This window comes from Pseudomonas izuensis (assembly GCF_009861505.1).
In the GTDB taxonomy this organism is placed as follows: Bacteria; Pseudomonadota; Gammaproteobacteria; order Pseudomonadales; family Pseudomonadaceae; genus Aquipseudomonas; species Aquipseudomonas izuensis.
Genome location: NZ_WTFT01000027.1, coordinates 1 through 23,798, shown reverse-complemented (window position 1 = coordinate 23,798; position 23,798 = coordinate 1). Strand labels below are relative to the sequence as shown.

Genomic DNA, 23,798 nt, shown 5'->3' with positions numbered 1-23,798 from the left:
CTGGCTTGCCAGCGATAGCGGAGTGTCAGCCAATAGAGATATCGAATGTGTTGTCCTCTTCGCTGGCAAGCCAGCTCCTACAGGGATTGTCGGTGTTGAATAGATTTGTGACATGGCTTAGCGTCGCTTCATCAGCCGTCCCGCAACACAAGGCCCGTCAATGCCGACCAACGGACAAGTGTCACTCGAACGTAGCATCCCGCCCCTCACCGTACTACCGCGCCCTCTGTATGCGCGGGTGGAGAGCCTCAACGCCGGTTCGTGGACGCCGTCCCATCGGCACGATTGGGTGCAGTTTTCCTACGCCATCAGCGGCGTTCTTGGCGTGCACACCGCCGAAGGCAGTTTCTTCGCGCCGCCGCAGTGGGGCATCTGGATTCCGGCGGATCTTGAGCACCAGGTGGTGACGTCAATGCGCGCCGAGATGCGCAGTCTGTATGTGCGTCGCGAGGACTGCCAGTGGGCGGACGGGCGCTGCCGGGTGCTGGAAGTGACGCCGCTGGCCCGGGAGCTGATCAAGAGTTTTTGCCTGCTGCCCGTGGAGTATCCACAGGGCGATAGCCCGGAAGCACGACTGGTGAGTGTGTTACTGGATCAACTGGCTGCGTTGCCGGAAGTCGGGTTCTCCCTGCCGTTACCCCGCCATGAACGGTTGCTGGGGTTGTGCAACGAGCTGATCGAAAATCCAGAGCGCAATGTGACCTTGCAAGAGTGGGCAGAGCGTTTGGGCTCGTCGGAAAAAACCCTGATGCGCCTGTTTCAGCGCGAAACCGGGTTGAGCTTTCGCGGCTGGCGCCAGCGCATGCGGTTGCTGTCGTCGCTGAGTTTGCTGGAAGAGGGGGACAGCGTGACCAATGCCGCGCTGGCCTGCGGGTATGACTCGACGTCGGCGTTTATTGCGGCGTTCAAAGGCCTGTTCGGGTTTACCCCGGGAGAGTTGTTTCGGCAGTGACGGCCCCATCGCTGGCAAGCCAGCTCCCACAAGGACAATGCGGACCCTGTGGGAGCTGGCTTGCCAGCGATGGGCCGTGACGCGGTCGCCGATCAGGTGCGGAAGCGACGCACCAACCCATCCAGCTCATTCGACAATCCGGCCAGGCTCTGGGAGTCCAGGCGTGCCGAGTTCGCCAGTTCGGCCACCAGTTGCGCATCGCCGTGGATCTGGCTGATGTGCCGGTTGATGTCTTCGGCCACCTGGTGCTGTTGTTCCGCTGCCGTGGCGATCTGGGTGTTCATGTCGCGGATCACGTCCACCGACTCGCGAATCTGCCCGAAGCTGCTGCGCGCTTCGCCGATGCGCGTCACCGACTGCTGCGATACTTCCAGGCTGGCATGCATTTGCTGCGTCACCTGGCTGGTGCGTTTGGCCAGGTTGCCCAGCAGCCCGTCGATTTCCGCCGTGGAGTCGGCCGTACGCTTGGCCAGCGCCCGAACTTCATCCGCCACCACCGCAAAACCACGACCTTGCTCACCGGCCCGCGCCGCTTCGATGGCGGCGTTCAGCGCCAACAGGTTGGTCTGTTCGGCGATCGAGCGAATGGTGCCGAGGATCGACTGAATGTCATTGCTGTCGCGCTCCAGTTGTTGCATCGACTGGGCGGACTGTTCGATTTCCTGGCTCAGGCGATCCACGCTGCTCACGGCGGCATCGATCTGTTGCTGGCCTTCGCGGGCCTGACGCTGGCCGCTGTCGGCAGACTCGGCGGCCTGGCTGCAAGAGCGCGCCACTTCATTGGCGGTAGCGACCATTTCGTGGAACGCCGTAGACACCATGTCCACCGCTTCACGCTGGCGCCCGGCGGCTTCCGCCATGTCGCTGGAGACCTGGGTCGAGCTTTTGGACGTGGCCAGGATCTTGCTCGCGGCGCCGCCGATGTTCTGGATCAGGTTGCGAATCGCGGCCAGGAATTGGTTGAACCAGTTGGCCAGTTGCGCGGTTTCGTCGCTGCCACGGATTTGCAGGTTCTTGGTCAGGTCGCCTTCACCTTGGGCAATGCCTTCCAGGCCATCGGCCACGCTGCGGATCGGACGCACGATGACGCTGGCGAAACTGGCGCCGACGATGGCGAAGACCACTGCCAGTACGGCGGCGATGATCGCGATCAACCAGGTCAGTTGGGTCGCGGTGCTCATCACATCGCTCTGCTTGATCAGGCCGATAAAGGTCCAGCCCAACTGCTCCGATGGCCAGACATTGGCCATGTAGCGCTCGCCATTGAGTTCAACTTCGACCATGCCTTTGCCGGCCTTGGCCAGTTGCGCATAACCCTCGCCGAGGCTGCCCAGGGCCTTGAAGTTGTGCTCCGGTTGTTTTGGATCGACCAGAACGGTGCCGGAGTTTTCCAGCAGCATCAGGTAGCCGGTTTCGCCGAGCTTGATCTGCTTGACCAGTTCGGTGAGCTGCTTGAGCGACACGTCGATGCTGACCACACCGCCGTTGGTGCCCAGCTTGTTGTCGATGGTGCGTACGGTGCTGACGTAGGACGTATCGTTTTCGGCCCAGTAATAGGCCTCGGTACGGAACGGCTTGCCTGGTTTGGCCTGGGCTGCCTTGTACCACGGGCGCTGACGCGGGTCGTAGTTGGCCAGCTTGGCATCGTCCGGCCACGACACGTAACCGCCGGCGGCGGTGCCGAGGATGGCGTAGGCGTAGGAAGGATGGGCGTTGCCCAGCTCCTGCAGGAAGGCGAAGACTTTCTTGTCCATCTCGCCCTGGGGAATGCTGGCGGCGTTGGCGTCCATGTAAGTCTTGAGGCTGTCATCGGAATTCTTGATGACCGATTGCCTGGCCAGGTATTCGACGTTCTGGCTGATGCCGTCGAAGAACAGTTGCATGGCGTTGCTGACCTGACGGATTTCGCGACCGCTGTTGTCGACGAATTCGTCCTTGGCATCACTGCGCAGGTTCAGCACTACGAGGGTGGCGACCAGCACCACGGGCAGGCAGGCGATGATTGCAAACGCCCAGGTCAACTTCTGTTTGATGTTCATCCGCGCTCCAGATTTTCTTGTAGGCCCACGCAGTGCAGATGACTCGCGGTTTATTGGCAGCCGTAAACGTTCTTGATCAACCCGGATCCGTGAGTGCGGCATCGTTATTGTTATGGAAACGATTGTCGGACAAATCAGTTTGTCACTCAGGGCTTCGGCTGTTGTCTCCGGAAATTGAGGGTTGATGTGAAAAATCCTGCGAGCGGTACGTCGGCACCCCCTCCCCCGAATGGATGGATTGCCGTATAACGAATGACTTTCGCGTGTTTGGTAATAAAGGACCCACAATAAAAGCTGATGAAGACTCCAAAACGCATTGAACCCCTGATCGAGGACGGTCTGGTCGACGAAGTGCTGCGCCCACTCATGAGTGGTAAAGAAGCAGCTGTTTATGTGGTGCGCTGCGGTAACCAGTTACGTTGCGCGAAGGTCTACAAGGAGGCGAACAAACGCAGTTTTCGTCAGGCGGCCGAGTATCAGGAAGGCCGTAAGGTACGCAACAGCCGTCAGGCCCGGGCCATGGCCAAGGGTTCCAAGTTTGGCCGCAAGGAAACCGAAGACGCCTGGCAGAACGCCGAAGTGGCGGCGCTGTTTCGCCTGGCCAATGCCGGTGTGCGAGTGCCCAAGCCGTATGACTTCCTCGAAGGCGTGCTGCTGATGGAGTTGGTGGCCGATGAGTACGGGGATGCCGCGCCGCGTCTGAACGACGTGGTCCTGGAGCCGGATCAGGCGCGCGAGTATCACGCGTACCTGATTTCGCAGATCGTGCTGATGTTGTGCACCGGCCTGGTGCACGGCGACCTGTCCGAGTTCAACGTCCTGCTGACCCCGACCGGCCCGGTGATCATCGACTTGCCGCAAGCGGTGGATGCGGCGGGTAATAACCACGCATTCAGCATGCTGGAGCGGGACGTGGGCAACATGGCGTCCTACTTCGGGCGTTTTGCGCCGGAGTTGAAAAAGACCCGGTATGCCAAGGAAATGTGGGCCTTGTACGAGGCCGGTACGTTGCACCCGGGCAGTATGCTGACCGGCGAATTCGACGAACCGGAAGAGTTGGCCGATGTCGGCGGCATCATGCGCGAAATCGAGGCCGCGCGCCTGGATGAAGAGCGCAAGCAAGCGGCCCGCGCCGCAGACGATGCGCCACCGGGCAAAACCGAAGAGCCGCCTCCGCCGTGGATGCAGTGATCGGTTGAACGAAAAAAACCGGCTTCGGCCGGTTTTTTTGTGCCCGACACCTGCACCCTGTAGGAGCGAGCCTGCTCGCGAAAGCGGTGTGTCAGTAAATAGAGATGTTAAATGTGCTGGCCTCATCGCGAGCAGGCTCGCTCCCACAAGGGATAGTTTTTCAATCAGGCACGCACCGGTTCAGCACAACACCCCGACTCCAGCTCCTTGAGAATCGGACAATCAGGCCGGTGATCGCCCTGGCAATGCTCCACCAGATCCTGCAACGTATCGCGCAGCTGACCCAATTCGCGGATCTTCTGGTTCAGCTCGTCAATGTGCTGACGGGCCAAGGCTTTCACATCGGCGCTGGCACGCTGGCGGTCTTGCCAGAGGGTCAGCAGTTTGCCGACCTCTTCCAGGGAAAACCCCAGGTCCCGGGAACGCTTGATGAAGGCCAGGGTGTGCAGGTCGTCATCGCCATACACCCGGTAACCGCTGTCAGTGCGATGAGCCGCCTGGAGCAGGCCGATCGACTCGTAATAACGGATCATCTTCGCGCTCAGGCCGCTGTGGCGGGCTGCTTGGCCGATGTTCATCGGTTGTCCTCCAGATCCTTGGGTTTCCAGGTTTTCAACAGTAGCGCATTGCTCACCACGCTGACGCTCGACAACGCCATGGCCGCGCCGGCCAGCACCGGGTTGAGAAAGCCGAAGGCCGCCAGGGGAATGCCGATCAGGTTATAGACGAAGGCCCAGAACAGGTTTTGCCGGATCTTCGCGTAGGTCTTGCGGCTGATCTCCAGCGCTGCCGGCACCAGGCGCGGATCGCCGCGCATCAGGGTAATCCCGGCAGCGTGCATGGCCACGTCGGTGCCGCCGCCCATGGCGATGCCGATGTCGGCGGCGGCCAGTGCCGGCGCATCATTGATCCCGTCACCGACCATCGCCACCACACCGGTTTTCTTCAGGGCCGCGACCTCGGCGGCTTTGTCCGCAGGCAGCACTTCAGCGTGCACGTTGGTAATGCCCAGCGCATCGGCCACCACTTTGGCGCTGCCACGATTGTCGCCGGTCAACAAATGACTGCTGATATGGCGTGTACTCAGTTGTTGTACGGCTTGCAGCGCGCCGGGCTTCAACGTGTCACCGAAAGCGAACAAACCCAGTACTCGCAGTGCGGGGCTTTGCTCGAGCAGCCAGGACAAAGTCCGCCCTTCGGTCTCCCACGCGATGGCCACGCTGGCCAAATCACCCGCGCTCAAACCGCTTTCCTCCAGTAGACGCCGATTGCCCAAGGCTAACCGTCGACCATCGAGGCTACCGGCTATGCCGCGACCGGTCAGGGACTGGCTGTCGCTGACATCGGCCACGGCCAGGCCGCGTTGCGCGCATTCGTCCAGCACCGCGTTGGCCAGCGGATGCTCACTGCCGCGTTGCAGGGCACCGGCCATTTGCAACAGGCTGGCTTCGTCACCGTCGACGGCACTCAAGTGGGCGATGCGTGGGGTGCCCGAGGTGAGGGTGCCGGTCTTGTCGAACACCACCGAACTGACTTCATGGGCACGTTCCAGCGCTTCGGCGTCCTTGATCAGAATCCCGTAGCGCGCCGCCACCCCGGTGCCGGCCATGATCGCCGTCGGTGTGGCCAACCCCAGCGCGCATGGGCATGCGATCACCAGGACCGCGACGGCATTGATCAGCGCGGTTTCCAGGGGCGCGCCGTATAACCACCAGCCGATCAAGGTGGCCAGGGCCAGCAACAGAACCACCGGCACGAATACCTGGCTGACTTTATCCACCAGCTTCTGAATGGGTGCCTTGGCCGCCTGAGCGTCTTCAACCAGGCGAATAATCCGAGCCAGTACGGTTTCCGCGCCGAGTGCCTGAGTGCGGACCAGCAATCGACCTTCACCATTGATCGCTCCGCCTGTGACGTGATCGCCAGGTTGCTTGGGCACGGGCAGGCTTTCGCCGCTGATCAATGCTTCGTCGGCATGGCTCTGGCCGTCGACCACTTCACCGTCCACCGGAAAGCGTTCGCCGGGTTTGACCAGCACCAGATCATTGAGACGCAGGGCGCTGATCGCGACGTCCTGCTCACGTCCGTTTATCACCTGAATCGCCCGCTCCGGGCGCAGCGCCTCGAGGGCACGTATGGCGCTGGCGGTCTGGCGCTTGGCGCGACTTTCAAGGTATTTGCCCAGCAGCACCAGGGCGATCACCACCGCCGAGGCTTCGAAATACAGGTGCGGCATGCGCCCGTCGGCGGTGGCCCATTCGTAGACACTCAAGCCATACCCGGCGCTGGTGCCCAAGGCGACCAGCAAGTCCATGTTGCCGGCACCGGCACGCACGGCTTTCCAGGCCGCAACGTAAAACCGCGCACCGAAGATGAATTGCACCGGCGTGGCCAACGCGAATTGCGCCCAGGCCGGGAGCATCCAATGCACGCCGAACGGTTGCAGCAGCATTGGCAGCACCAGCGGCGAGGCGAGGATGATGGCCGCGATCAAGGCCCAGCGTTCGCGGTGCAGGCGGGTCTGTTGGTTATCGGTTGGCGGATGTTCGGCTTCCCGGACACTGGCGGTGTAACCGGCCTTGGTCACGGCGGCGATCAGCGTTTGCGTATCGACATGCCCGAGCAGTTCAAGATGGGCGCGTTCGTTGGCCAGGTTCACGCTGACGCTCTTTACCCCCGGCACTTTATTCAGTGCCCGTTCGACGCGGCCGACGCAGGACGCGCAGGTCATGCCGTCGATGCTCAATTCCAGACTCTGCTGCGGCACGCTGTAACCGGCGTTTTCCACGGCCTCCATCAAGGCCGGCAGACTGCCCATTGGCGCTTGAACCCGCGCCTGCTCGGTGGCCAGGTTGACACTGACGGCGCTGGCGCCGATGACTTTGCTCAAGGCACGCTCGACACGCCCGGCGCAACTGGCGCAGGTCATGCCGGCAATCGGCAGATCGAAAGTGGTGGATTCGGACATGGGGCACGCTCCCTGTAGAAGATGTCTACAGGATCAACCTTGCCATGTTGGCAAGGTCAAGCGCCAATCCGACTCTTGTAGGAGCAAAGCTTGCTCGCGATAGCGGTGGGGCAGCCAATATCAATCCAACTGGCATACCGCTATCGCGAGCAAGCTTTGCTCCTACAGGGCGATGTGATCAGTAACCGAGGCCCGCGCGCTTGAGGTACATCCCTTCCTGCGTCATCGCTATCCGGTACTTTTGCACTTCCCCGGCCCGCAGCGTGATGTTCTGCGAACCCGGTGCCAGCATGCCCGGATTGCAACCCGGCGCCTGGCCCGGCAGCAGTTTGAGACGCAAGGACACGTTACCCGGTGGCAGGTTGAACGAAGTGCTTTGCTCCTGGAACAACCGCGCCGACAACTGATCATGGATGTACACGCCGATCTCGCAGCTCGTTGCCACTTCCAGCCGCTCGCGTGAAATGATCAACACGCCATAGTCCTCCCCGGCGGCATGGGCCGCAGGCAGGGCGGCGAAAAGGCTGAGGAAGCCAAACAGGCTGAAAGCTGACCAGCGCATGGCTGAATCTCCCGAAGTCGAGTCATTGATGGACGCAGCTTGGCCGAGCACGCGGCCGATTGCCAGCCCGGCAGAACACTTCAGAACTTGACCTTGCCATGGTGGCAAGCTCGACACTGGGGGCAATCTCACTCGAAAGCTTCATTAAAGGAGTCGTCCCCATGCAAGTGTTCAATGTTGAAGGCATGTCTTGCGGTCATTGCGTCAGGGCCATCACTCAAGCCGTCCAGGCCAAGGATCCGGCGGCCAGCGTGCGTGTCGATCTGGCGGCGAAAGAAGTCGGCGTGGAGTCTGCATTGAGCGCCGATCAGGTGATCGCGCTGATCAGCGAAGAAGGTTACGGCGTGAAGCTGGCCTGATCTTTTTAATAGTTAGCGAGCTATCGGAATGTTCAAGGCGTCCATGCGCGGCTAGACTGTCGGGCTGCCGACTTCTGTCCAACTGGATGCCTGATGAACTTCCGTACCATTCTCATTCTTGGCGCCTTGAGCGCTTTCGGTCCGCTGGCGATCGATTTCTATTTGCCGGCGTTCCCTGCCATGGCATTGGCCTTCGGCACGGACGAAAAGCATGTTCAGCTGACATTGGCGGCGTATTTTCTCGGTTTGTCCATTGGTCAGTTGGCTTACGGTCCGGTGGCGGATCGTTTCGGGCGCCGCATCCCGTTGTTGACCGGGGTCGGGCTGTTTACGGCGGCCTCATTGGCGTGCGCCTATGCACCGAACCTGGAATGGCTGATCGGCGCGCGGTTCATCCAGGCGTTGGGCGGTTGCGCAGGGATGGTGATCTCGCGGGCCGTGGTCAGCGATAAATGCGATGCGGTGGGTTCGGCCAAGGTCTTTTCGCAATTGATGCTGGTGATGGGACTGGCACCGATTCTCGCGCCGATGCTGGGCGGGTTGCTGGTCAACACCACCGGTTGGCAGTCGATTTTCTTGGCGTTGACCGGTTTCAGTGCATTGGCGGGATTGGCCGTTGCCTTCGGTTTGCCGGAAAGCATGCCCGCCCATCTGCCGCGCCAACCTTTGACCGGGGCGTTGCGTCAGTACGGACGGCTGTTGAAGGATCCGGTGTACCTCGGCCATGCGCTGACCGGTGGCATCGCCATCGCCGGGATGTTTTCCTACATCGCCGGGTCACCATTCGTCATCATCAAACTCTATGGCATCCCGGCCGAACATTTTGGCTGGTTCTTCGGTGCCAATGCGGCGGGTTTCATTCTGGTGGCCCAGGTCAACGCGCGGTTACTGGCCAAGCGCGGACCTGCATTCCTGTTGGCGCGCGCCGTGTGGGTTTACCTCGGCGCGGGTCTGACTCTGCTTGCCGTCAGTGCCTTGCACACCGCGCAACTGTGGCCGTTGCTGGTGCCGTTGTTCATCTGCATCGCCAGCCTTGGCTGCATCCTTCCCAACGCTTCGGCATGCGCGATGAATGGCCAAGGTGCACGGGCGGGCAGTGCTTCGGCGATGCTCGGTTGCCTGCAATTCAGCGTGGCCGCCGGCGCCGCCGCGCTGGTGGGTGTTTTGCACGATGGCAGCGCCATGCCGATGGCCATGGTCATCAGCTTGTGCGGAGTTCTGGTGGTGAGCGTGGCGATGCTCACCCGGCGGTTGCAAAATGCCCGGGCACTAGCGCAAGCCCAGGTCTGAGGACGGGCTCAGCCAACGGCAGCACGTTGTTGGCGGTCGGGAATCTGATGAGGAGCTTGCAGTCGCGTTTGAAGGGTATTGGTGAAAGCTCGGGCTTCGGCTTCGCTGCGGAACGTTACAGCATGTTGGTCCAGGCGGACCTGCCACTGGGATTTTGCCAATTCTTTTATCAGGATCTTCATTACTGACCTCCTCATGTAAAAGATTGTCTCGCAGAGATTTCGATTGTAGTCCTGAATACGATCACCATTGTGACAAGGGTCAACTGTCGGACTGACGGCATAAGATCATCCACAGTTTATTAAACACACAAATCTGCAGGCGCTGGTTTGCCAGCGATGGCGTCCTTGAAAACCATGCAAGGGCCCCATCGCCAGCAAGCCGGCTCCTACAGGTTTAAAACCCTTCCAGCACGATCTTGCCCTTGGATTTTCCGCTTTCCAGCAGCGCATGGGCACGACGCAGATTGTTCGCGTTGATGCTGCCGAAGTGCTCGCCGACCGTGGTCTTCAAGGTGCCGGCATCGATCAGCTCTGCCACGCGATTGAGCAGCTTGTGCTGTTCGATCATGTCCGCGGTTTCAAATAGCGAGCGGGTGTACATGAACTCCCAATGCAGCGACAGGCTCTTGCGCTTGAGCTTGGTCACGTCCAGGGATTTAGGGTCATCGATCAGCGCGAGTTTGCCCTGTGGTGCCAGCGCCTCGACCAATTGATCCAGGTGATGATCGGTCTGGGTCAGGCTGGCGACGTGGGTCACCTGATGGATGCCTGCACGCTTGAGTTCTTCGCTCAGCGGCTGGCTGTGATCGATTACCTGATCGGCGCCGAGCTCTTTCACCCAGCTATGGGTCTGTGGACGCGAAGCGGTGCCGATGACGTTCAGCCCGGTGAGCTGTTTCGCCAGCTGCGTCAGGATCGAACCGACGCCACCGGCGGCACCGACGATCAGCAGGCTCTGGCCTTCATCAACGCTGCCTTCTCGCACTTGCAGGCGTTCGAAGAGCAATTCCCACGCGGTAATGGCGGTCAATGGCAGGGCGGCGGCTTCGGCGAAACCGAGGGTTTTCGGCATATGGCCAACGATCCGCTCATCCACCACGTGCAGTTCACTGTTACCACCGGCGCGGGCGATGGACCCGGCGTAGAACACCTTGTCGCCGGCCTTGAACAGGGTCACGTCACTGCCGACCGCCTTGACGATACCGGCCACATCCCAACCCAGCACCTTTGCGGCGCCAGCTTCAGGCTGCACGTTCTGGCGGACCTTGGTGTCCACCGGGTTGACCGAAATGGCCTTGACCTCCACCAGCAAGTCCCGTGGCCCGGCGACCGGCTCCGGTAGCTCGATGTCTTGCAGGGATTTTTCGTCGCTGATCGGCAGAGACGCGTAATAGGCAATGGCTTTCATAGGGGCTCCGGACGTTACTTAAAGAAAGAATCGATGGAGCAGATGATTGGCTATTTCTCCAGAGGATAAAACCCGCTAAAAGAGCAGTCTCTTTCAATATTTTTTTGATAATAGGGGCCTTGAATGCTGCGTTTCGATGACTTGCAGCTGTTCGTTCGGGCGGCAGACCTGGGCAGTCTGTCGGCAGCCGCACGGGGCATGGACATGTCGGCGGCGGTGGCCAGTGCGGCATTGAAACGCATCGAACAGCACTTGGGCGCCCGTTTGCTCGCCCGTTCGACCCGCAGCCTGCGCCTGACCGCCGAGGGCGAAGGCTTTCTTGAGTATGCCCGGGCGGCTTTGAGCAATCTCGACGAGGGCCGGCGTTTATTGGCCAGCAGCCAGGATCAAGTCAGCGGTGTGTTGCAATTGTCGGCGCCGTCGGACTTCGGTCGTAACTTATTGCTGCCCTGGCTCGACGAGTTTCAACGCGAGCACCCCAAGCTCACCGTGCGTTTGTTGCTGGGCGACCGTATCGCCGATCTGTTCCGCCATCCGGTGGACATCGCCCTGCGCTACGGCGAACCCGAAGACTCCAGCCTCGTGGCTCTGCCCATCGCCCCGCACAACCGCCGCGTGCTCTGTGCGGCGCCGAGCTATTTGGCCCGGCACGACGAGCCACGGCAACTGGAACAATTGGCTCAACACAATTGCCTGCTGTTCATGCTCGGCAGCCGGGTCCACGACCACTGGAGTTTTCACGACGGTAAACGCGAGGTCGGCCTGACGGTCAGTGGTGATCGTTTCAGCGACGATGCCGATGTCGTGCGGCTGTGGGCCGTGGCGGGAGCCGGTATTGCCTACAAGTCCTGGCTCGATGTGGCTGCCGATGTGCTTGCCGGTCGATTGAAAGTGCTGATGCCAGAACTGCTTTGTGAGCGCGCACCACTGAATCTGTTGTGCGCCCATCGCGCACAATTGAGTAAGCCGGTGAACCTGTTGCGGGAAATGCTTGCCAGTCGATGCGCCCGGTTGAGCAGTCATTTTCCGGGGTTCTCGAGAATCGCTCATTAGTCGCAGGAAAAAAGCGAAATTTCCCTCAGGAACTATCACCACCAGCGGTTTGCGTAGGGCAGGAACCGAGGATCAACCCGCCTATACTAGCGATCGCCTCATATCCGCACCGTCATTCGCAAGCGCGAAGCCACGCTGGATTCAGCCTTGTCCACCGCTCCATCGCCGGACCCCGGCGACCTTTGTGCGGTGTTGGCTCACGTTAGCGATGACTTTGTCCGGTGTATGGCGATTTCCACGTCTTGGCCGACGGCGCATGACTGGTCAAGATGTCTCAGAGCAGTAGACGAACGATTCAACAGGGAGTGAATTCATGGAACATGCACCTTGCATCAGCCAGATAGCCACCTTACTGGCTGACCCAAAGCGCAGCGCAATGATGTGGGCCTTGATGGACGGATCGGCGCGCCAGGCCGAAGAGCTGGCCCTGTTGGCCGGCCTGTCGCCGTCGTCGGCCAGCGCCCATTTGGGGCGTCTGTCCGCGGGAGGTTTATTGAAAGTCGAAACCCGGGGACGCAAGCGCTTTTTCCGTTTGAGCACCCCCGAAGTCGGTGCCGCGATCGAAGCCCTGGCAAGCGCTACGCTGGCCAGCACGCCCCGGGAAATTCCGGATATCTTCAAGCACACTACACCCCTCGCCAAACCTCAGGCCAGGCGCTCGTCTTTGTTGCGCGCGCGGCTTTGCGACGATCATCTTGGCGGTACCCTGGCTGCCGACCTGTATCAGCGTTTGCTGGAAGCGGGCTGGATTGAACAGTTCGATCAACGGGTCACGATAACGCTCAAGGGTGCCAACGCCTTGGCGACGCGTGGGGTCTTCATCCAGGCGCTGGCCCATCGCAATGGCAAGTCTGCGTGCGCGTGTCCCGACTGGAGTGAAAGACGCCCGCACATGGGCGGGTCGCTGGGAGCGGCGTTGTTGCAGTTGTTCATGCAGTCCGGCTGGTTGTGCCTGCCCAACGATTCGCGGGCCTTGCAGGTGACCGTTGCGGGGCAGCGTGAAATTCACCGGTTCGCCAGGGAAACCGAGCTGGAAATGGCGCTGTAGGCGTTGGCTTGTCAGCGAAAGCGGACTTACATTCAATATTGATGTTGAATGTGATGGCCTCTTCGCTGGCAAGCCAGCTCCTACAAGGGGCTTACGGTTTTACCAACCGCGCATCCAGACTGTTCTGCGCCAGGCGCCGGGCCTGATCCTGGGTCATGCCCAGATGAGTGTGCAGCGCCTGGAAGTTTTCGGTGACGTAGCCGCCGAAGTACGCCGGGTCATCGGAGTTCACCGTCACTTTCACGCCACGCTCGAGCATGTCGAGAATGTTGTGCTGCGACATGTGATCGAACACGCAGAGTTTGGTGTTGGACAGCGGGCACACGGTGAGCGGGATCTGCTCATCGATGATGCGCTGCATCAAGCGCTCGTCTTCGATGGCGCGTACGCCATGGTCGATGCGCTGGATTTTCAGCAGGTCGAGGGCTTCCCAGATGTACTCGGGCGGGCCTTCTTCACCGGCGTGGGCGACGGTCAGGAAACCTTCGCCGCGCGCACGATCGAACACCCGCTGGAACTTGCTCGGCGGGTGACCCATTTCGGAGCTGTCGAGGCCGACCGCGACAAACGCATCCCGGAACGGCAGCGCCTGGTCGAGGGTCTTCTGTGCCTGTTCTTCGCTCAAGTGGCGCAGGAAGCTCAGGATCAAACCACTGGTGATGCCCAGTTGCTGCTCACCGTCCTTCAGTGCCGCGGCGATGCCGTTCAGCACCACTTCGAACGGGACGCCACGATCGGTGTGGGTCTGCGGGTCAAAGAACGGTTCGGTGTGAATCACGTTCTGTTCTTTGCAGCGCAACAGGTAGGCCCAGGTCAGGTCGTAGAAATCCTGAGAGGTACGCAGCACGTCGGCGCCCTGGTAATACAGGTCGAGGAACTCTTGCAGGTTATTGAAGGCGTAAGCCTTGCGCAGGGTGTCGACATCGCTCCACGGCAGGGCGATCTTGTTGCGCTCGGCGAGGGCGAACAGCAACTCGGGCTCCAGCGAACCCTCCAGATGCAAGTGCAATTCTGCCTTGGGCAGGGCGTTCAGCCAATCGTACATATTCGTTTCTCATCAGGTGCAGATGACGGGCATTCTACAGGTGCTTGCAGAAACAATTGGCAAAACCTGACCGAAAGGTTCATTGCACCGGGCCGGATGTATTGACCGGTGCGCTAAGGTGTAACGAAACGTTAGCGCCGTGCCGTAGTCAGTCGCTTATCCGGTTCTCCATGGCAAAAGGTGCGCCATGCTCACGATCCTCAAGCAAGAAACCTTTCTGCTGCTGGCCCTTATTGCCGCCATCGTTGCTTTCCCGCTGGAACACTGGCTGCTGCACAGTGGCCAAGGCGTTGCACTGATCGCCGGGCTGGTGCTGATCGCGTTTATCGTCGCCGCCTCGATGCGCGTCGCCCATCAGGCCGAACTGCTGGCGGAAAAGGTCGGTGATCCTTACGGCACGATGATCCTGACCCTGGCCGCAGTGTTGGTGGAAGTGGTGATCCTGGCGATCATGATGAGCAACGAGGCCTCCGCGACCCTGGTACGCGACACGATCTATTCGGCGGTGATGCTCGACATCAACGGCATCCTCGGCCTGGCGGCGTTGATGGGCGGGCTCAAGCATGGCGAGCAGTCCTACAACGATGACTCGGCACGCAGCTACAGTGTGATGATCCTCACTGCCATGGGTGTGTCGATGGTGGTGCCCGAGTTCATTCCGGAATCCAACTGGAAGCTTTATTCGGCGTTCACCATTGGTGCGATGGTGGTGCTTTATGCCTTGTTCCTGCGCATGCAGGTCGGGCCACACAGTTACTTTTTCAGCTACAGCTATCCCGACAAGCGCCGCAAGAAAGAACCGCAGGACGTGGAACCGGCACCGATCAGCCTGACGCTGTCCATCGGCATTCTGGTGTTCGGCGTGGTGGTGATTGGCGCATTGGCTGAAGTGATGTCCAAGACCCTGGATCTGGGCCTTGAAGGAACGGGTGCACCGCCGGTGATCACGGCGATCCTGGTCGCGGCGATCTCTGCAGCGCCGGAGATTCTGACCGCTTTGCGCGCGGCGCTGGCCAACCGCATGCAATCGGTGGTCAACATCGCCTTGGGTGCATCGCTGTCGACGGTGATTCTGACGGTGCCGGTGATGGAGGCGATGGCACTCTACACTGGCCAGCCATTCCAGATGGCCATGACCCCGGTGCAGACGGTTATGGTCTTCATCACGTTGATTGTCAGCGCGATCAACCTCAACGATGGCGAAACCAATGCCATCGAAGGGATGACTCACTTTGTGCTGTTTGCGACCTTCATCATGTTGTCGTTGCTGGGGCTTTAAAAGCTTCGCCGGCAATTAGCTGTCGAGCCGCCTGGCTGTGATCGGCAATCAACCCCTTCAGGTCCAGCCCTTCGACCTGCCCGTCAACCACCCGCCACTTGCCACCGACCATCACCCGGTCCGCCCGGTCCGCGCCGCACAGCAGCAGCGCGGACACCGGGTCATGGCTGCCGGAAAAACGCAGCTCATCGAGCTTGAACAGTGCCAGGTCAGCCTGCTTGCCCACTGCCAGTTCACCGATGTCGCTGCGACCAAGCAACTGCGCCGAACCCTTGGTGGCCCAGCCCAACACTCGTTCCGGGGTGATTTTCTCGGCGCCGTAGCGCAGCCGCTGGATATACAGTGCCTGACGCGCTTCGAGGATCATGTTCGATGCGTCGTTGGAGGCTGATCCGTCAACGCCCAGGCCCAACGGCGCACCGGCGTCGGTCAATTCGATGCTCGGGCAGATACCGGAAGCCAGGCGCATGTTCGAACTCGGGCAATGGCAGATGCCGGTACCGGCGGCGCCGAGGCGGGTGATTTCATCCGGATTGAAATGGATGCCGTGAGCCAGCCAGGTGCGTGGGCCGAGCCAGCCGACGCTGTCCAGGTAATCCACGGTGCGCAGACCGAAGCGTTGCAGGCAGAAGTCTTCTTCGTCGAGGGTTTCCGCCAGGTGGGTATGCAGGCGCACATCGAGCTTGTTCGCCAACTCGGCGCTGGCGGACATGATTTCGGGGGTCACCGAGAACGGCGAGCAGGGCGCCAGGGCGATCTGGATTTGCGCGCCGTCACCGCGTTCATGGAACTCGGCGATCAGACGCTGACTGTCGTCGAGGATCACCTGGCCTTCCTGCACGGTTTGCTGCGGTGGCAGCCCACCGTCCTTTTCACCGAGACTCATCGAACCGCGAGTCAACATGGCGCGCATGCCCAGTTCGCGAACGCTCTCGACTTGCACGTCGATGGCATTTTCCAGACCTTGGGGAAACAGATAATGGTGGTCGGCTGCCGTGGTGCAACCGGACAGCAGCAGCTCGGCCAGCGCGACCTTGCTGGCCAGGGCGAGTTTTTCCGGGGTAAGTCGTGCCCAGACCGGATACAGGGTTTTCAGCCAAGGAAATAACGGCTGGTTGACCACCGGTGCCCAGGCGCGGGTGAGGGTTTGATAGAAGTGATGATGGGTGTTGATCAGCCCCGGCAGGATCACATGCTCGCGGGCATCGAAGACTTGTCCACAGGGTGCGGACGGTTGCTGACCGGCGCCGAGCACTTCGACGATCACACCGTCTTGCAGCACCAGACCGCCACGGGCATCGAGACCGTTGGCCGTGAAAATGGCGAGGGGATTTTTTAACCAGGTACGGGTCGCAGGCATGTTGGCCGGCTCCTCTGAAAGTTGGGTTCAGGGTTGCCAGCTCAGTGTTGCCCTGTCTGCTGATCCAGGGTCGCCGGGGAGGCGAGGTGCGAAGTGTCGAACAAAAGTGCGATGCGGGCAAGTCCTGCCCGACCAGGCGACGCAAACCCTTGTAGGAGCTGGCTTGCCAGCGATGGTGTATCAGCTACGTCGATGTCGACTGACACACCTTCGCTGGCAAGCCAGCTCCTACAGGGGAATGTGGTTACCAGGGAATGGTTTCACCCCGGTAATTCACAAAATGATGCCCACCCTTGCCGACATACGCATTCACCTGATCGACCAACCCGCGCGTACTGGTGTCCACATCGATATCGGCGCCTTCACCGCCCATGTCGGTTTTCACCCAGCCCGGATGCAGCGACAGCACGGTGATTTTTTGCTCGCCCGATTGTTCGTTGAACTGCGTGACGAAGCTGTTGGTCATGGAGTTCAGTGCGGCTTTGCTGGCCTTGTACAGTGCCAGTTCCGGGGCGTCGGGCATGGTCACGCTGCCGAGCACCGAACTCATGAATGCCAACACACCGGTGTCCGGGCGAATCTGGCCGACGAAGCGCTGGGCCAGGTTGATGGGCGCCACGGCATTGGTGAAAAACAGCTGACCGACTTCGGCCAGCGTCGCGCCACCTGGCGTCTGCACATCCGGCCCCTTGACCCCGGCATTCACGAAGAGCAGATCGAACACTTCGCCCTTGAGTCGCTGGCTCAAGGCGATCACCGCCTGCTGATCGTCCATGTCGAGTTTCTCGATCCGCACCTTGACCAAGGCCTGCAAGGCATCGGCATTTTGCGGATTGCGCACGGTGGCGGTGACTTGCCAGCCGTCGGCCAGCAGGGTTTTCACCAGCCCGAGGCCCAACCCGCGGGAGGCGCCGATGACGAGTGCGGTTTTTGCCGTAGACATGAGTAGCTTCCTTGATAAATGAGGGGCAGGGAGTCAGTGGACATCATTGGCCGAGTTTATGCTGCAACGTCCAATACGTTGCGTCGAGTCCATTGTTGGCGATTCGAAACGGGACTGGCACCACTTCGGGGCAAAGCCTCTGATCAGGCTACACTTTTGCCCTGCATGAGTTGATCAAAAAACAAGCAGTTGGACGAGAGCCATGTCCGACATGGGGCCGCGACAGGAATGAACGGGTTATCCACAGATTGCTCCACAGTATTTGTGCGCAAGCGCAGGGGACGGGCATAAGCGCGGGGCGGCTATCTTCTAAAGGTGATATACCATCCTAAGTATATGTTTTTACATGAATTTTGGTTTTGTGATGGCATATTGGACGAAAAGTGAACAAAGCCCGCAAAGCCGCATGACAGAAGGGTTACAGCCGAGTGTGCTCAGGTTATCCACAGCCGGGTACACAGCAGTTGTGGGCAACTGTCGGGTGCATCGCAAGCTGCATCGCCCCAAAAGGTTGCAGCTCAACGCTGCAATAGAATGCGCCCGCGGCTCAAATCGGCGAGTTGTCTTTGCAGCACATCGATCTGCCCGGCACCGACTGCCAACTGCAATTCCACACCATTGGCGGTAAAGGTTTCCTCGACCACCAACCCCCCAAGTTCCACGACCCGCAGTTTCACCAACGCAAGCTCGCCAAACGCGCAGGCACAACGTAGCGGTACCCGACTGATCAACTCGATCTTCGGCGCTGCCTGCAGGCATTTGTTGGCGCCGCCGCCATAGGCTCGGGCGAGTCCGCCGGTGCCCAGTTGGATGCCGCCATACCAGCGAATCACCAGCACCGCGACCTGATCGCAATCCTGTGCGTCGATCGCCGCCAGAATCGGCCGGCCAGCGGTGCCGCCCGGCTCGCCGTCATCGGTGCTACGGTACTGATCGCCCAGCTTCCACGCCCAGCAATTGTGAGTGGCATTCAGGTCGCTGTATTGCTCGATGAATGCCTGGGCTTCAGCGGGGCTGCTGATCGGCGCGGCGTAAGTAATGAAGCGACTTTTTCGAATCTCTTCGCGGTATTCGCAAAAGCCGCTGAGGGTAAAAGGCATAAGTGTCTTAAATGGTTGGCGTCAGGCCGCAGCCCTTGAGAATGATGCGGATCAGGTTGTTGCCGGCATCTTCCATGTCCTGTTTGGTCAGCTTGCTGCGTCCGCTGACACGGCAGATCTGCGTGGCGAAGTCGGCGTAATGCTGGGTGCTGCCCCACAGCAGGAAGATCAGGTTGACCGGATCGACCGGGTCCATTTTGCCTGCGTCGATCCACGCTTGAAACACCGCGGCCCGGCCCTGGAACCAGGTGCGGTAGTCCTGGTTGAAATACTCGGTCAGGCATTCGCCACCGCTGATGACCTCCATGGCGAAGATGCGTGAGGCTTGCGGCTGGCGTCGGGAAAACTCCATTTTGGCGCGGATATAGCGGGTCAAGGCTTCGGCCGGATCGTCCTCGGTGGTCAAGGTGTTGAAGGTGCTGTCCCACAACTGGAGGATGTTGCTCAACACCGCTACGTACAAACCCAGTTTATTGGCGAAGTAGTAATGCAGGTTTGCTTTTGGCAACCCGGCATTCAGGGCGATGGTGTTCATGCTGGTGCCTTTGAACCCGTGACGGGCGAACTCGTCTTCGGCAGCTTTGATGATGGTCTCTTCGTTCTTCTGACGAATGCGGCTGGCAGGCTTGCTGCCGTGAGCTGGGACTTCAAAGGTCATGGGCGCTTCCGAAAAGGTGGGTGAGTGCGGCCAGAGCGTTGATAGCGCACCCACAAGCTACAGACAAGTCCCGAGGTGATAATTCCAGGAATGGCGTTCAACGTGTCGCCGCCAGGCTTTCCAGAAAGCTTTCCAGCACCAAATGAGGTCTTCGTCCCTTGCGCGTAACCGAGGCGAGGCTCAAATCATAGAAGCGCGCTTTGGGTTTCAGCGCACGTAATCGACCCTGTTGCACCCAAAGGCTGGCGTAATGATCCGGTAGATAACCGATGTAGCGCCCGGTCAGGATCAGGAATGCCATGCCTTCGCGGTCCGACGCGCTGGCGGTGCAATTGAGTACCTGGTAGTGGGCCTGGATTTCCGCCGGTAGGCGGAAGGTCGGTGCAATGGCGTCCTGGCTGTTGAGGCGCCCATCATCCAGTTGCTTGTCATCGACATAAAAAAGGGGGTGGCCAACCGCGCAATACAGCAGTGAACGTTCACTGTAGAGTGGTTGATATTCCAGACCGGACAGTGCACTTGCCTGCGGTACTACGCCGACGTGCAAGCGACCGTCGAGCACGCCTTGCTCCACTTCGTTGGGCGCGATCATGCGGATCTGGATCTGCACGTCCGGCCCGCGCTCCTTCAATTGCGCCAGGGCATGGGTAATGCGCATGTGGGGCAGGGTGACCAAGTTATCGGTCAATCCGATGGTCAGTTCGCCGCGCAAGTGCTGGTGCAGACCATTGACTTCGGTACGGAAGCTTTCCAGCGCACTCAATAACTGCAGCGCCGATTGATAAACCTCTCGGCCTTCTTCGGTCAGAGAAAAACCGGCGCGGCCACGTTGGCACAGGCGCAGGCCGAGGCGCTGCTCCAGATCGCTCATCTGTTGGCTAATCGCCGACCGGCCAATGCCGAGTACGCTTTCGGCTGCGGAAAAACCACCGCATTCGACCACGCTACGAAAGATCCGCAACAGGCGGATGTCGAAGTCGCTGACTTGCGCCAATGGATCTGGGCGGCGGCTGCTCATGTTTCTTACTCAATAGTTTAGTCAGGTGCTGACTGAAGGTTAGAAAAGTTGGATTTCACCGACTTTATCCCCGTGGCAACTTAGCTGCAACAACGGTTTCAATCGCCGGTTTTACATTCTTATGCCGCTTATTGCCTTGCGAGGTTTTCCCCATGAACTTGCCTGAAAACGCCCCGACTTCTCTGGCCAGCCAGCTCAAGCTCGACGCGCACTGGATGCCCTACACCGCCAACCGCAACTTCCAGCGCGATCCGCGCTTGATCGTGGGTGCCGAAGACAGCTGGCTGATCGATGACAAGGGCCGTAAGGTCTATGACTCGCTGTCGGGTCTGTGGACCTGTGGCGCCGGGCACACCCGCAAGGAAATTCAAGAAGCGGTGGCCAAGCAACTGGGGACTCTCGATTACTCGCCAGGTTTCCAGTACGGTCACCCGCTGTCGTTCCAGCTGGCAGAAAAAATCACCGACCTGACCCCAGGCAACCTGAACCACGTGTTCTTCACCGACTCCGGCTCCGAGTGCGCCGACACTGCCGTGAAGATGGTGCGTGCCTATTGGCGCCTGAAAGGCCAGTCGACCAAGACCAAGATGATCGGTCGTGCCCGTGGCTATCACGGCGTGAACATCGCCGGCACCAGCCTCGGTGGCGTGAATGGCAACCGCAAGCTGTTCGGCCAGGCGATGATGGACGTCGATCACCTGCCGCACACGCTGTTGGCGAGCAATGCTTACTCGCGCGGCATGCCGGAGCAGGGCGGTATTGCCCTCGCCGATGAGCTGCTGAAGCTGATCGAACTGCACGATGCTTCTAACATTGCAGCCGTGTTTGTCGAGCCATTGGCCGGTTCCGCTGGTGTCCTGGTTCCTCCACAGGGTTACCTCAAGCGTCTGCGCGAGATCTGCGACCAGCACAACATCCTGCTGGTGTTCGATGAAGTGATCACCGGTTTCGGCCGTACCGGCACCATGTTCGGCGCCACCACCTTCGGTGTGACCCCGGACTTGATGTGCATCGCCAAGCAAGTCACCAACGGCGCGATCCCGATGGGCGCGGTGATTGCCAGCTCCGAGATCTACCAGACCTTCATGAACCAGGCGACGCCTGAATACGCCGTGGAATTCCCCCACGGCTACACCTATTCCGCCCACCCAGTGGCATGCGCCGCGGGTCTGGCAGCACTCGACCTGCTGCAAAAGGAAAACCTGGTGCAGAGCGTGGCCGAAGTCGCACCGCATTTCGAAAATGCACTGCATGGCCTCAAGGGCACTAAAAACATCATCGACATCCGTAACTTCGGCCTGGCCGGTGCGATCCAGATCGCGCCGCGTGACGGCGACGCTATCGTGCGTCCATTTGAAGCGGGCATGGCGCTGTGGAAAGCGGGGTTCTACGTGCGCTTCGGCGGCGACACCCTGCAGTTCGGCCCAACCTTCAACAGCAAGCCGCAGGACCTGGATCGTCTGTTCGACGCGGTCGGCGAAGTGCTGAGCAAGATCGACTGATTTTTCCTTCTATATAACGGTACCCGTTGACGGGTGCCTGTGGACAATTTTTCAGGAGCTTCCATGAGCGTTATTCCGCATTTGATCAATGGTGAACTGGTCACCGAAACCGGTCGCAGCACTGACGTGTTCAACCCGTCCACCGGCCAGGCGATCCACAAGCTGCCACTGGCCAGCCGCGAAACCATTCAACAAGCCATCGACGCAGCCAAGGCCGCGTTCCCGGCCTGGCGCAACACGCCTGCGGCCAAGCGTGCTCAGGTGATGTTTCGCTTCAAGCAACTGCTGGAGCAGAACGAGGCGCGTATCGCTCAACTGATCAGTGAAGAGCACGGCAAGACTCTGGAAGATGCTGCCGGTGAATTGAAGCGCGGTATCGAGAACGTCGAGTTCGCCTGTGCCGCACCGGAAATCCTCAAGGGCGAATACAGCCGTAACGTTGGCCCGAATATCGATGCATGGTCGGATTTCCAGCCGCTGGGTGTGGTGGCGGGTATCACGCCGTTCAACTTCCCGGCGATGGTGCCGCTGTGGATGTACCCACTGGCGATCGTCTGCGGTAACTGCTTCATCCTCAAACCATCCGAGCGTGACCCGAGCTCGACGCTGCTGATCGCACAATTACTGCTGGAAGCCGGTCTGCCTAAAGGCGTGCTGAGTGTTGTACACGGTGACAAGGTTGCAGTGGACGCACTGATCGAAGCGCCGGAAGTCAAGGCGCTGAGCTTCGTGGGTTCGACCCCGATTGCCGAGTACATCTATTCCGAAGGTACCAAGCGTGGCAAACGCGTTCAGGCACTGGGCGGGGCGAAGAACCACGCGGTGCTGATGCCGGATGCGGATCTGGATAACGCCGTCAGCGCACTGATGGGCGCTGCTTACGGTTCCTGCGGCGAGCGTTGCATGGCGATCTCGGTGGCAGTGTGCGTGGGTGATCAGGTTGCCGATGCGTTGGTGGCCAAACTGACGCCGCAGATCAAGGCGCTGAAAATCGGTGCTGGCACTTCTTGCGGTCTTGACATGGGGCCTCTGGTCACCGGTCAGGCGCGGGACAAGGTCAGCGGTTATGTCGAAGACGGCGTAGCGGCGGGGGCGACACTGGTGGTGGATGGTCGCGGTCTGAGCGTGGCCGGTCATGAAAACGGCTTCTTCCTCGGTGGGTGCCTGTTCGACAACGTCACGCCAGAGATGCGCATCTATAAAGAAGAGATCTTCGGGCCGGTGCTATGCGTCGTTCGCGTCAACAGCCTGGAAGAGGCGATGCAACTGATCAACGATCACGAGTATGGCAACGGCACCTGCATCTTCACCCGTGACGGGGAAGCGGCACGGTTGTTCTGCGATGAAATCGAAGTCGGTATGGTTGGTGTCAACGTGCCATTGCCGGTGCCGGTGGCTTACCACAGCTTTGGCGGCTGGAAGCGCTCGCTGTTTGGCGACCTGCATGCCTATGGTCCGGATGGTGTACGTTTCTACACCCGCCGCAAGGCCATCACTCAGCGCTGGCCGCAGCGCGCGAGCCACGAAGCTTCGCAGTTCGCGTTCCCTAGCTTGTAATTAGTAGGGTGTAGAAGGCCGACCCATTGGGTCGGCCTTTTTGTTTTCGGGGCTTTTTTGACCTGTATGACAGAATTATGAAAATAGATGTTGACGGCAGATTCTGGAGGCCTATAATTCGCCCCACTTCCGGCGCAGTCGAAACGGAAAACTCCTTGGTAAACAACGAGTTACGCAGATTTCGGCAGCAAGTTGCTTCAGGTCATCGAAGCCGAAAGGAAGTTGAAAAAGAGGTGTTGACAGCAGCGAGTAACGCTGTAGAATTCGCCTCCCGCTGACGAGAGATCGACAGCGCAAGTGGTTGAAGTTGTAGAGGAAACTTTGAAAACTTCGGAAAATAACCGCTTGACAGCAAATGAGGCTGCTGTAGAATGCGCGCCTCGGTTGAGACGAAAGTGCTGAGCCAGACGGCATGTATCGACTGGATCATGTCATTCGTGGGGGGGGTTGGGGGTTTGGGTTGT

20 protein-coding genes and 3 pseudogenes are annotated in these 23,798 nt (G+C 59.9%); 9 read left to right on the top strand and 14 right to left on the bottom strand.

All coding sequences use genetic code 11. From position 1 onward, the window contains the following. Positions 1 to 160: 160 nt before the first annotated feature. Positions 161 to 952, top strand: coding sequence for an AraC family transcriptional regulator (locus tag GPL81_RS22080; RefSeq protein WP_160108439.1), 792 nt, complete (start codon positions 161 to 163; stop codon positions 950 to 952). A 92-nt stretch (positions 953 to 1,044) separates the two neighbouring features. On the opposite strand, the pseudogene GPL81_RS32035 reads toward GPL81_RS22080, so the two are convergent. Together GPL81_RS32035 and GPL81_RS32030 are read right to left on the bottom strand one after the other, a co-directional pair. After that, a pseudogene (locus tag GPL81_RS32035) lies at positions 1,045 to 1,641 on the bottom strand (methyl-accepting chemotaxis protein); the annotation flags it as partial. Positions 1,642 to 1,902: 261 nt separating this feature from the next. Continuing rightward, positions 1,903 to 2,835, bottom strand: a pseudogene (locus GPL81_RS32030) (cache domain-containing protein); the annotation flags it as partial. A 453-nt stretch (positions 2,836 to 3,288) separates the two neighbouring features. Between GPL81_RS32030 and GPL81_RS22070 the strand changes: the two are divergent. Then, entirely contained in the window at positions 3,289 to 4,182 is an 894-nt protein-coding gene (locus GPL81_RS22070) for a PA4780 family RIO1-like protein kinase (RefSeq protein WP_160108437.1), read from the top strand. 164 nt (positions 4,183 to 4,346) lie between these two features. On the opposite strand, the gene cueR is transcribed toward GPL81_RS22070, so the two are convergent. The 3 genes from cueR to GPL81_RS22055 all read right to left on the bottom strand — a co-directional run bounded on the left by cueR (position 4,347) and on the right by GPL81_RS22055 (position 7,712). Continuing rightward, positions 4,347 to 4,760, bottom strand: a complete 414-nt coding sequence (cueR, locus tag GPL81_RS22065; RefSeq protein WP_160108436.1) for a Cu(I)-responsive transcriptional regulator — start codon at positions 4,758 to 4,760, stop codon at positions 4,347 to 4,349. Further along, positions 4,757 to 7,150 carry a heavy metal translocating P-type ATPase gene (locus GPL81_RS22060; RefSeq protein WP_160108435.1) on the bottom strand — a complete coding sequence of 798 codons (2,394 nt, stop codon included), beginning with the start codon at positions 7,148 to 7,150 and terminating at the stop codon, positions 4,757 to 4,759. Before GPL81_RS22060 ends, cueR begins: the two co-directional genes overlap by 4 nt. A gap of 178 nt (positions 7,151 to 7,328) precedes the next feature. Then, complete coding sequence (locus tag GPL81_RS22055) at positions 7,329 to 7,712, bottom strand: hypothetical protein (protein WP_096513566.1); 384 nt, start codon at positions 7,710 to 7,712, stop codon at positions 7,329 to 7,331. 161 nt (positions 7,713 to 7,873) lie between these two features. Here GPL81_RS22055 and GPL81_RS22050 point away from each other — a divergent pair, with 161 nt between their 5' ends. Both GPL81_RS22050 and GPL81_RS22045 read left to right on the top strand, forming a co-directional pair. Then, the gene (locus tag GPL81_RS22050; RefSeq protein ID WP_096513565.1) at positions 7,874 to 8,071 is read left to right on the top strand and encodes a heavy-metal-associated domain-containing protein; all 198 of its coding nucleotides are present in this window, start codon (positions 7,874 to 7,876) and stop codon (positions 8,069 to 8,071) included. Between the two features lie 93 nt (positions 8,072 to 8,164). Further along, the gene (locus GPL81_RS22045; RefSeq protein ID WP_160108434.1) at positions 8,165 to 9,361 is read left to right on the top strand and encodes a multidrug effflux MFS transporter; all 1,197 of its coding nucleotides are present in this window, start codon (positions 8,165 to 8,167) and stop codon (positions 9,359 to 9,361) included. 8 nt (positions 9,362 to 9,369) lie between these two features. Here the strand turns inward: GPL81_RS22045 and GPL81_RS31130 are convergent, their stop codons facing one another. Together GPL81_RS31130 and GPL81_RS22040 are read right to left on the bottom strand one after the other, a co-directional pair. Then, positions 9,370 to 9,543 (bottom strand): hypothetical protein, encoded by a 174-nt coding sequence (locus GPL81_RS31130; protein WP_178122620.1) that lies wholly within the window; start codon positions 9,541 to 9,543, stop codon positions 9,370 to 9,372. Between the two features lie 214 nt (positions 9,544 to 9,757). Beyond that, positions 9,758 to 10,771 (bottom strand): zinc-binding alcohol dehydrogenase family protein, encoded by a 1,014-nt coding sequence (locus tag GPL81_RS22040; protein ID WP_160108433.1) that lies wholly within the window; start codon positions 10,769 to 10,771, stop codon positions 9,758 to 9,760. A gap of 123 nt (positions 10,772 to 10,894) precedes the next feature. On the opposite strand from GPL81_RS22040, the gene GPL81_RS22035 reads away from it, so the two are divergent. Together GPL81_RS22035 and GPL81_RS22030 are read left to right on the top strand one after the other, a co-directional pair. Next, positions 10,895 to 11,824, top strand: a complete 930-nt coding sequence (locus GPL81_RS22035) for a LysR family transcriptional regulator (protein WP_160108432.1) — start codon at positions 10,895 to 10,897, stop codon at positions 11,822 to 11,824. Positions 11,825 to 12,137: 313 nt separating this feature from the next. Continuing rightward, positions 12,138 to 12,872 (top strand): ArsR/SmtB family transcription factor, encoded by a 735-nt coding sequence (locus GPL81_RS22030; RefSeq protein WP_160108431.1) that lies wholly within the window; start codon positions 12,138 to 12,140, stop codon positions 12,870 to 12,872. Positions 12,873 to 12,963: 91 nt separating this feature from the next. Here the strand turns inward: GPL81_RS22030 and GPL81_RS22025 are convergent, their stop codons facing one another. After that, complete coding sequence (locus tag GPL81_RS22025) at positions 12,964 to 13,917, bottom strand: adenosine deaminase (protein ID WP_160108430.1); 954 nt, start codon at positions 13,915 to 13,917, stop codon at positions 12,964 to 12,966. A 187-nt stretch (positions 13,918 to 14,104) separates the two neighbouring features. Here GPL81_RS22025 and GPL81_RS22020 point away from each other — a divergent pair, with 187 nt between their 5' ends. Beyond that, positions 14,105 to 15,196, top strand: coding sequence for a calcium:cation antiporter (locus GPL81_RS22020; protein ID WP_160108429.1), 1,092 nt, complete (start codon positions 14,105 to 14,107; stop codon positions 15,194 to 15,196). Here the strand turns inward: GPL81_RS22020 and GPL81_RS22015 are convergent. From GPL81_RS22015 to GPL81_RS21995, 5 genes are all read right to left on the bottom strand, one after another. Next, positions 15,171 to 16,556: an 8-oxoguanine deaminase gene (locus tag GPL81_RS22015; RefSeq protein ID WP_160108428.1), complete on the bottom strand. Its 1,386-nt coding sequence runs from the start codon at positions 16,554 to 16,556 to the stop codon at positions 15,171 to 15,173. The genes GPL81_RS22020 and GPL81_RS22015 overlap by 26 nt on opposite strands. 244 nt (positions 16,557 to 16,800) lie before the next feature. Beyond that, on the bottom strand, positions 16,801 to 17,499 hold the full coding sequence (locus tag GPL81_RS22010) for an SDR family oxidoreductase (RefSeq protein WP_160108427.1): 699 nt from the start codon (positions 17,497 to 17,499) through the stop codon (positions 16,801 to 16,803). Between the two features lie 518 nt (positions 17,500 to 18,017). Next, positions 18,018 to 18,599, bottom strand: coding sequence for an IMPACT family protein (locus GPL81_RS22005; RefSeq protein WP_160108426.1), 582 nt, complete (start codon positions 18,597 to 18,599; stop codon positions 18,018 to 18,020). A gap of 7 nt (positions 18,600 to 18,606) precedes the next feature. After that, positions 18,607 to 19,257, bottom strand: a complete 651-nt coding sequence (locus GPL81_RS22000) for a TetR/AcrR family transcriptional regulator (RefSeq protein ID WP_160108425.1) — start codon at positions 19,255 to 19,257, stop codon at positions 18,607 to 18,609. Positions 19,258 to 19,354: 97 nt separating this feature from the next. Beyond that, a complete protein-coding gene (locus tag GPL81_RS21995) occupies positions 19,355 to 20,275 on the bottom strand; it encodes a LysR family transcriptional regulator (protein WP_096513554.1) in 921 nt (306 codons plus the stop codon). A gap of 152 nt (positions 20,276 to 20,427) precedes the next feature. Here GPL81_RS21995 and aptA point away from each other — a divergent pair, with 152 nt between their 5' ends. Together aptA and GPL81_RS21985 are read left to right on the top strand one after the other, a co-directional pair. Beyond that, positions 20,428 to 21,777 (top strand): omega-aminotransferase AptA, encoded by a 1,350-nt coding sequence (gene aptA / locus GPL81_RS21990; protein ID WP_160108424.1) that lies wholly within the window; start codon positions 20,428 to 20,430, stop codon positions 21,775 to 21,777. A gap of 63 nt (positions 21,778 to 21,840) precedes the next feature. Beyond that, on the top strand, positions 21,841 to 23,334 hold the full coding sequence (locus GPL81_RS21985; RefSeq protein WP_160108423.1) for a CoA-acylating methylmalonate-semialdehyde dehydrogenase: 1,494 nt from the start codon (positions 21,841 to 21,843) through the stop codon (positions 23,332 to 23,334). Positions 23,335 to 23,536: 202 nt separating this feature from the next. On the opposite strand, the pseudogene GPL81_RS31250 reads toward GPL81_RS21985, so the two are convergent. Continuing rightward, positions 23,537 to 23,798, bottom strand: a pseudogene (locus tag GPL81_RS31250) (hypothetical protein); the annotation flags it as partial.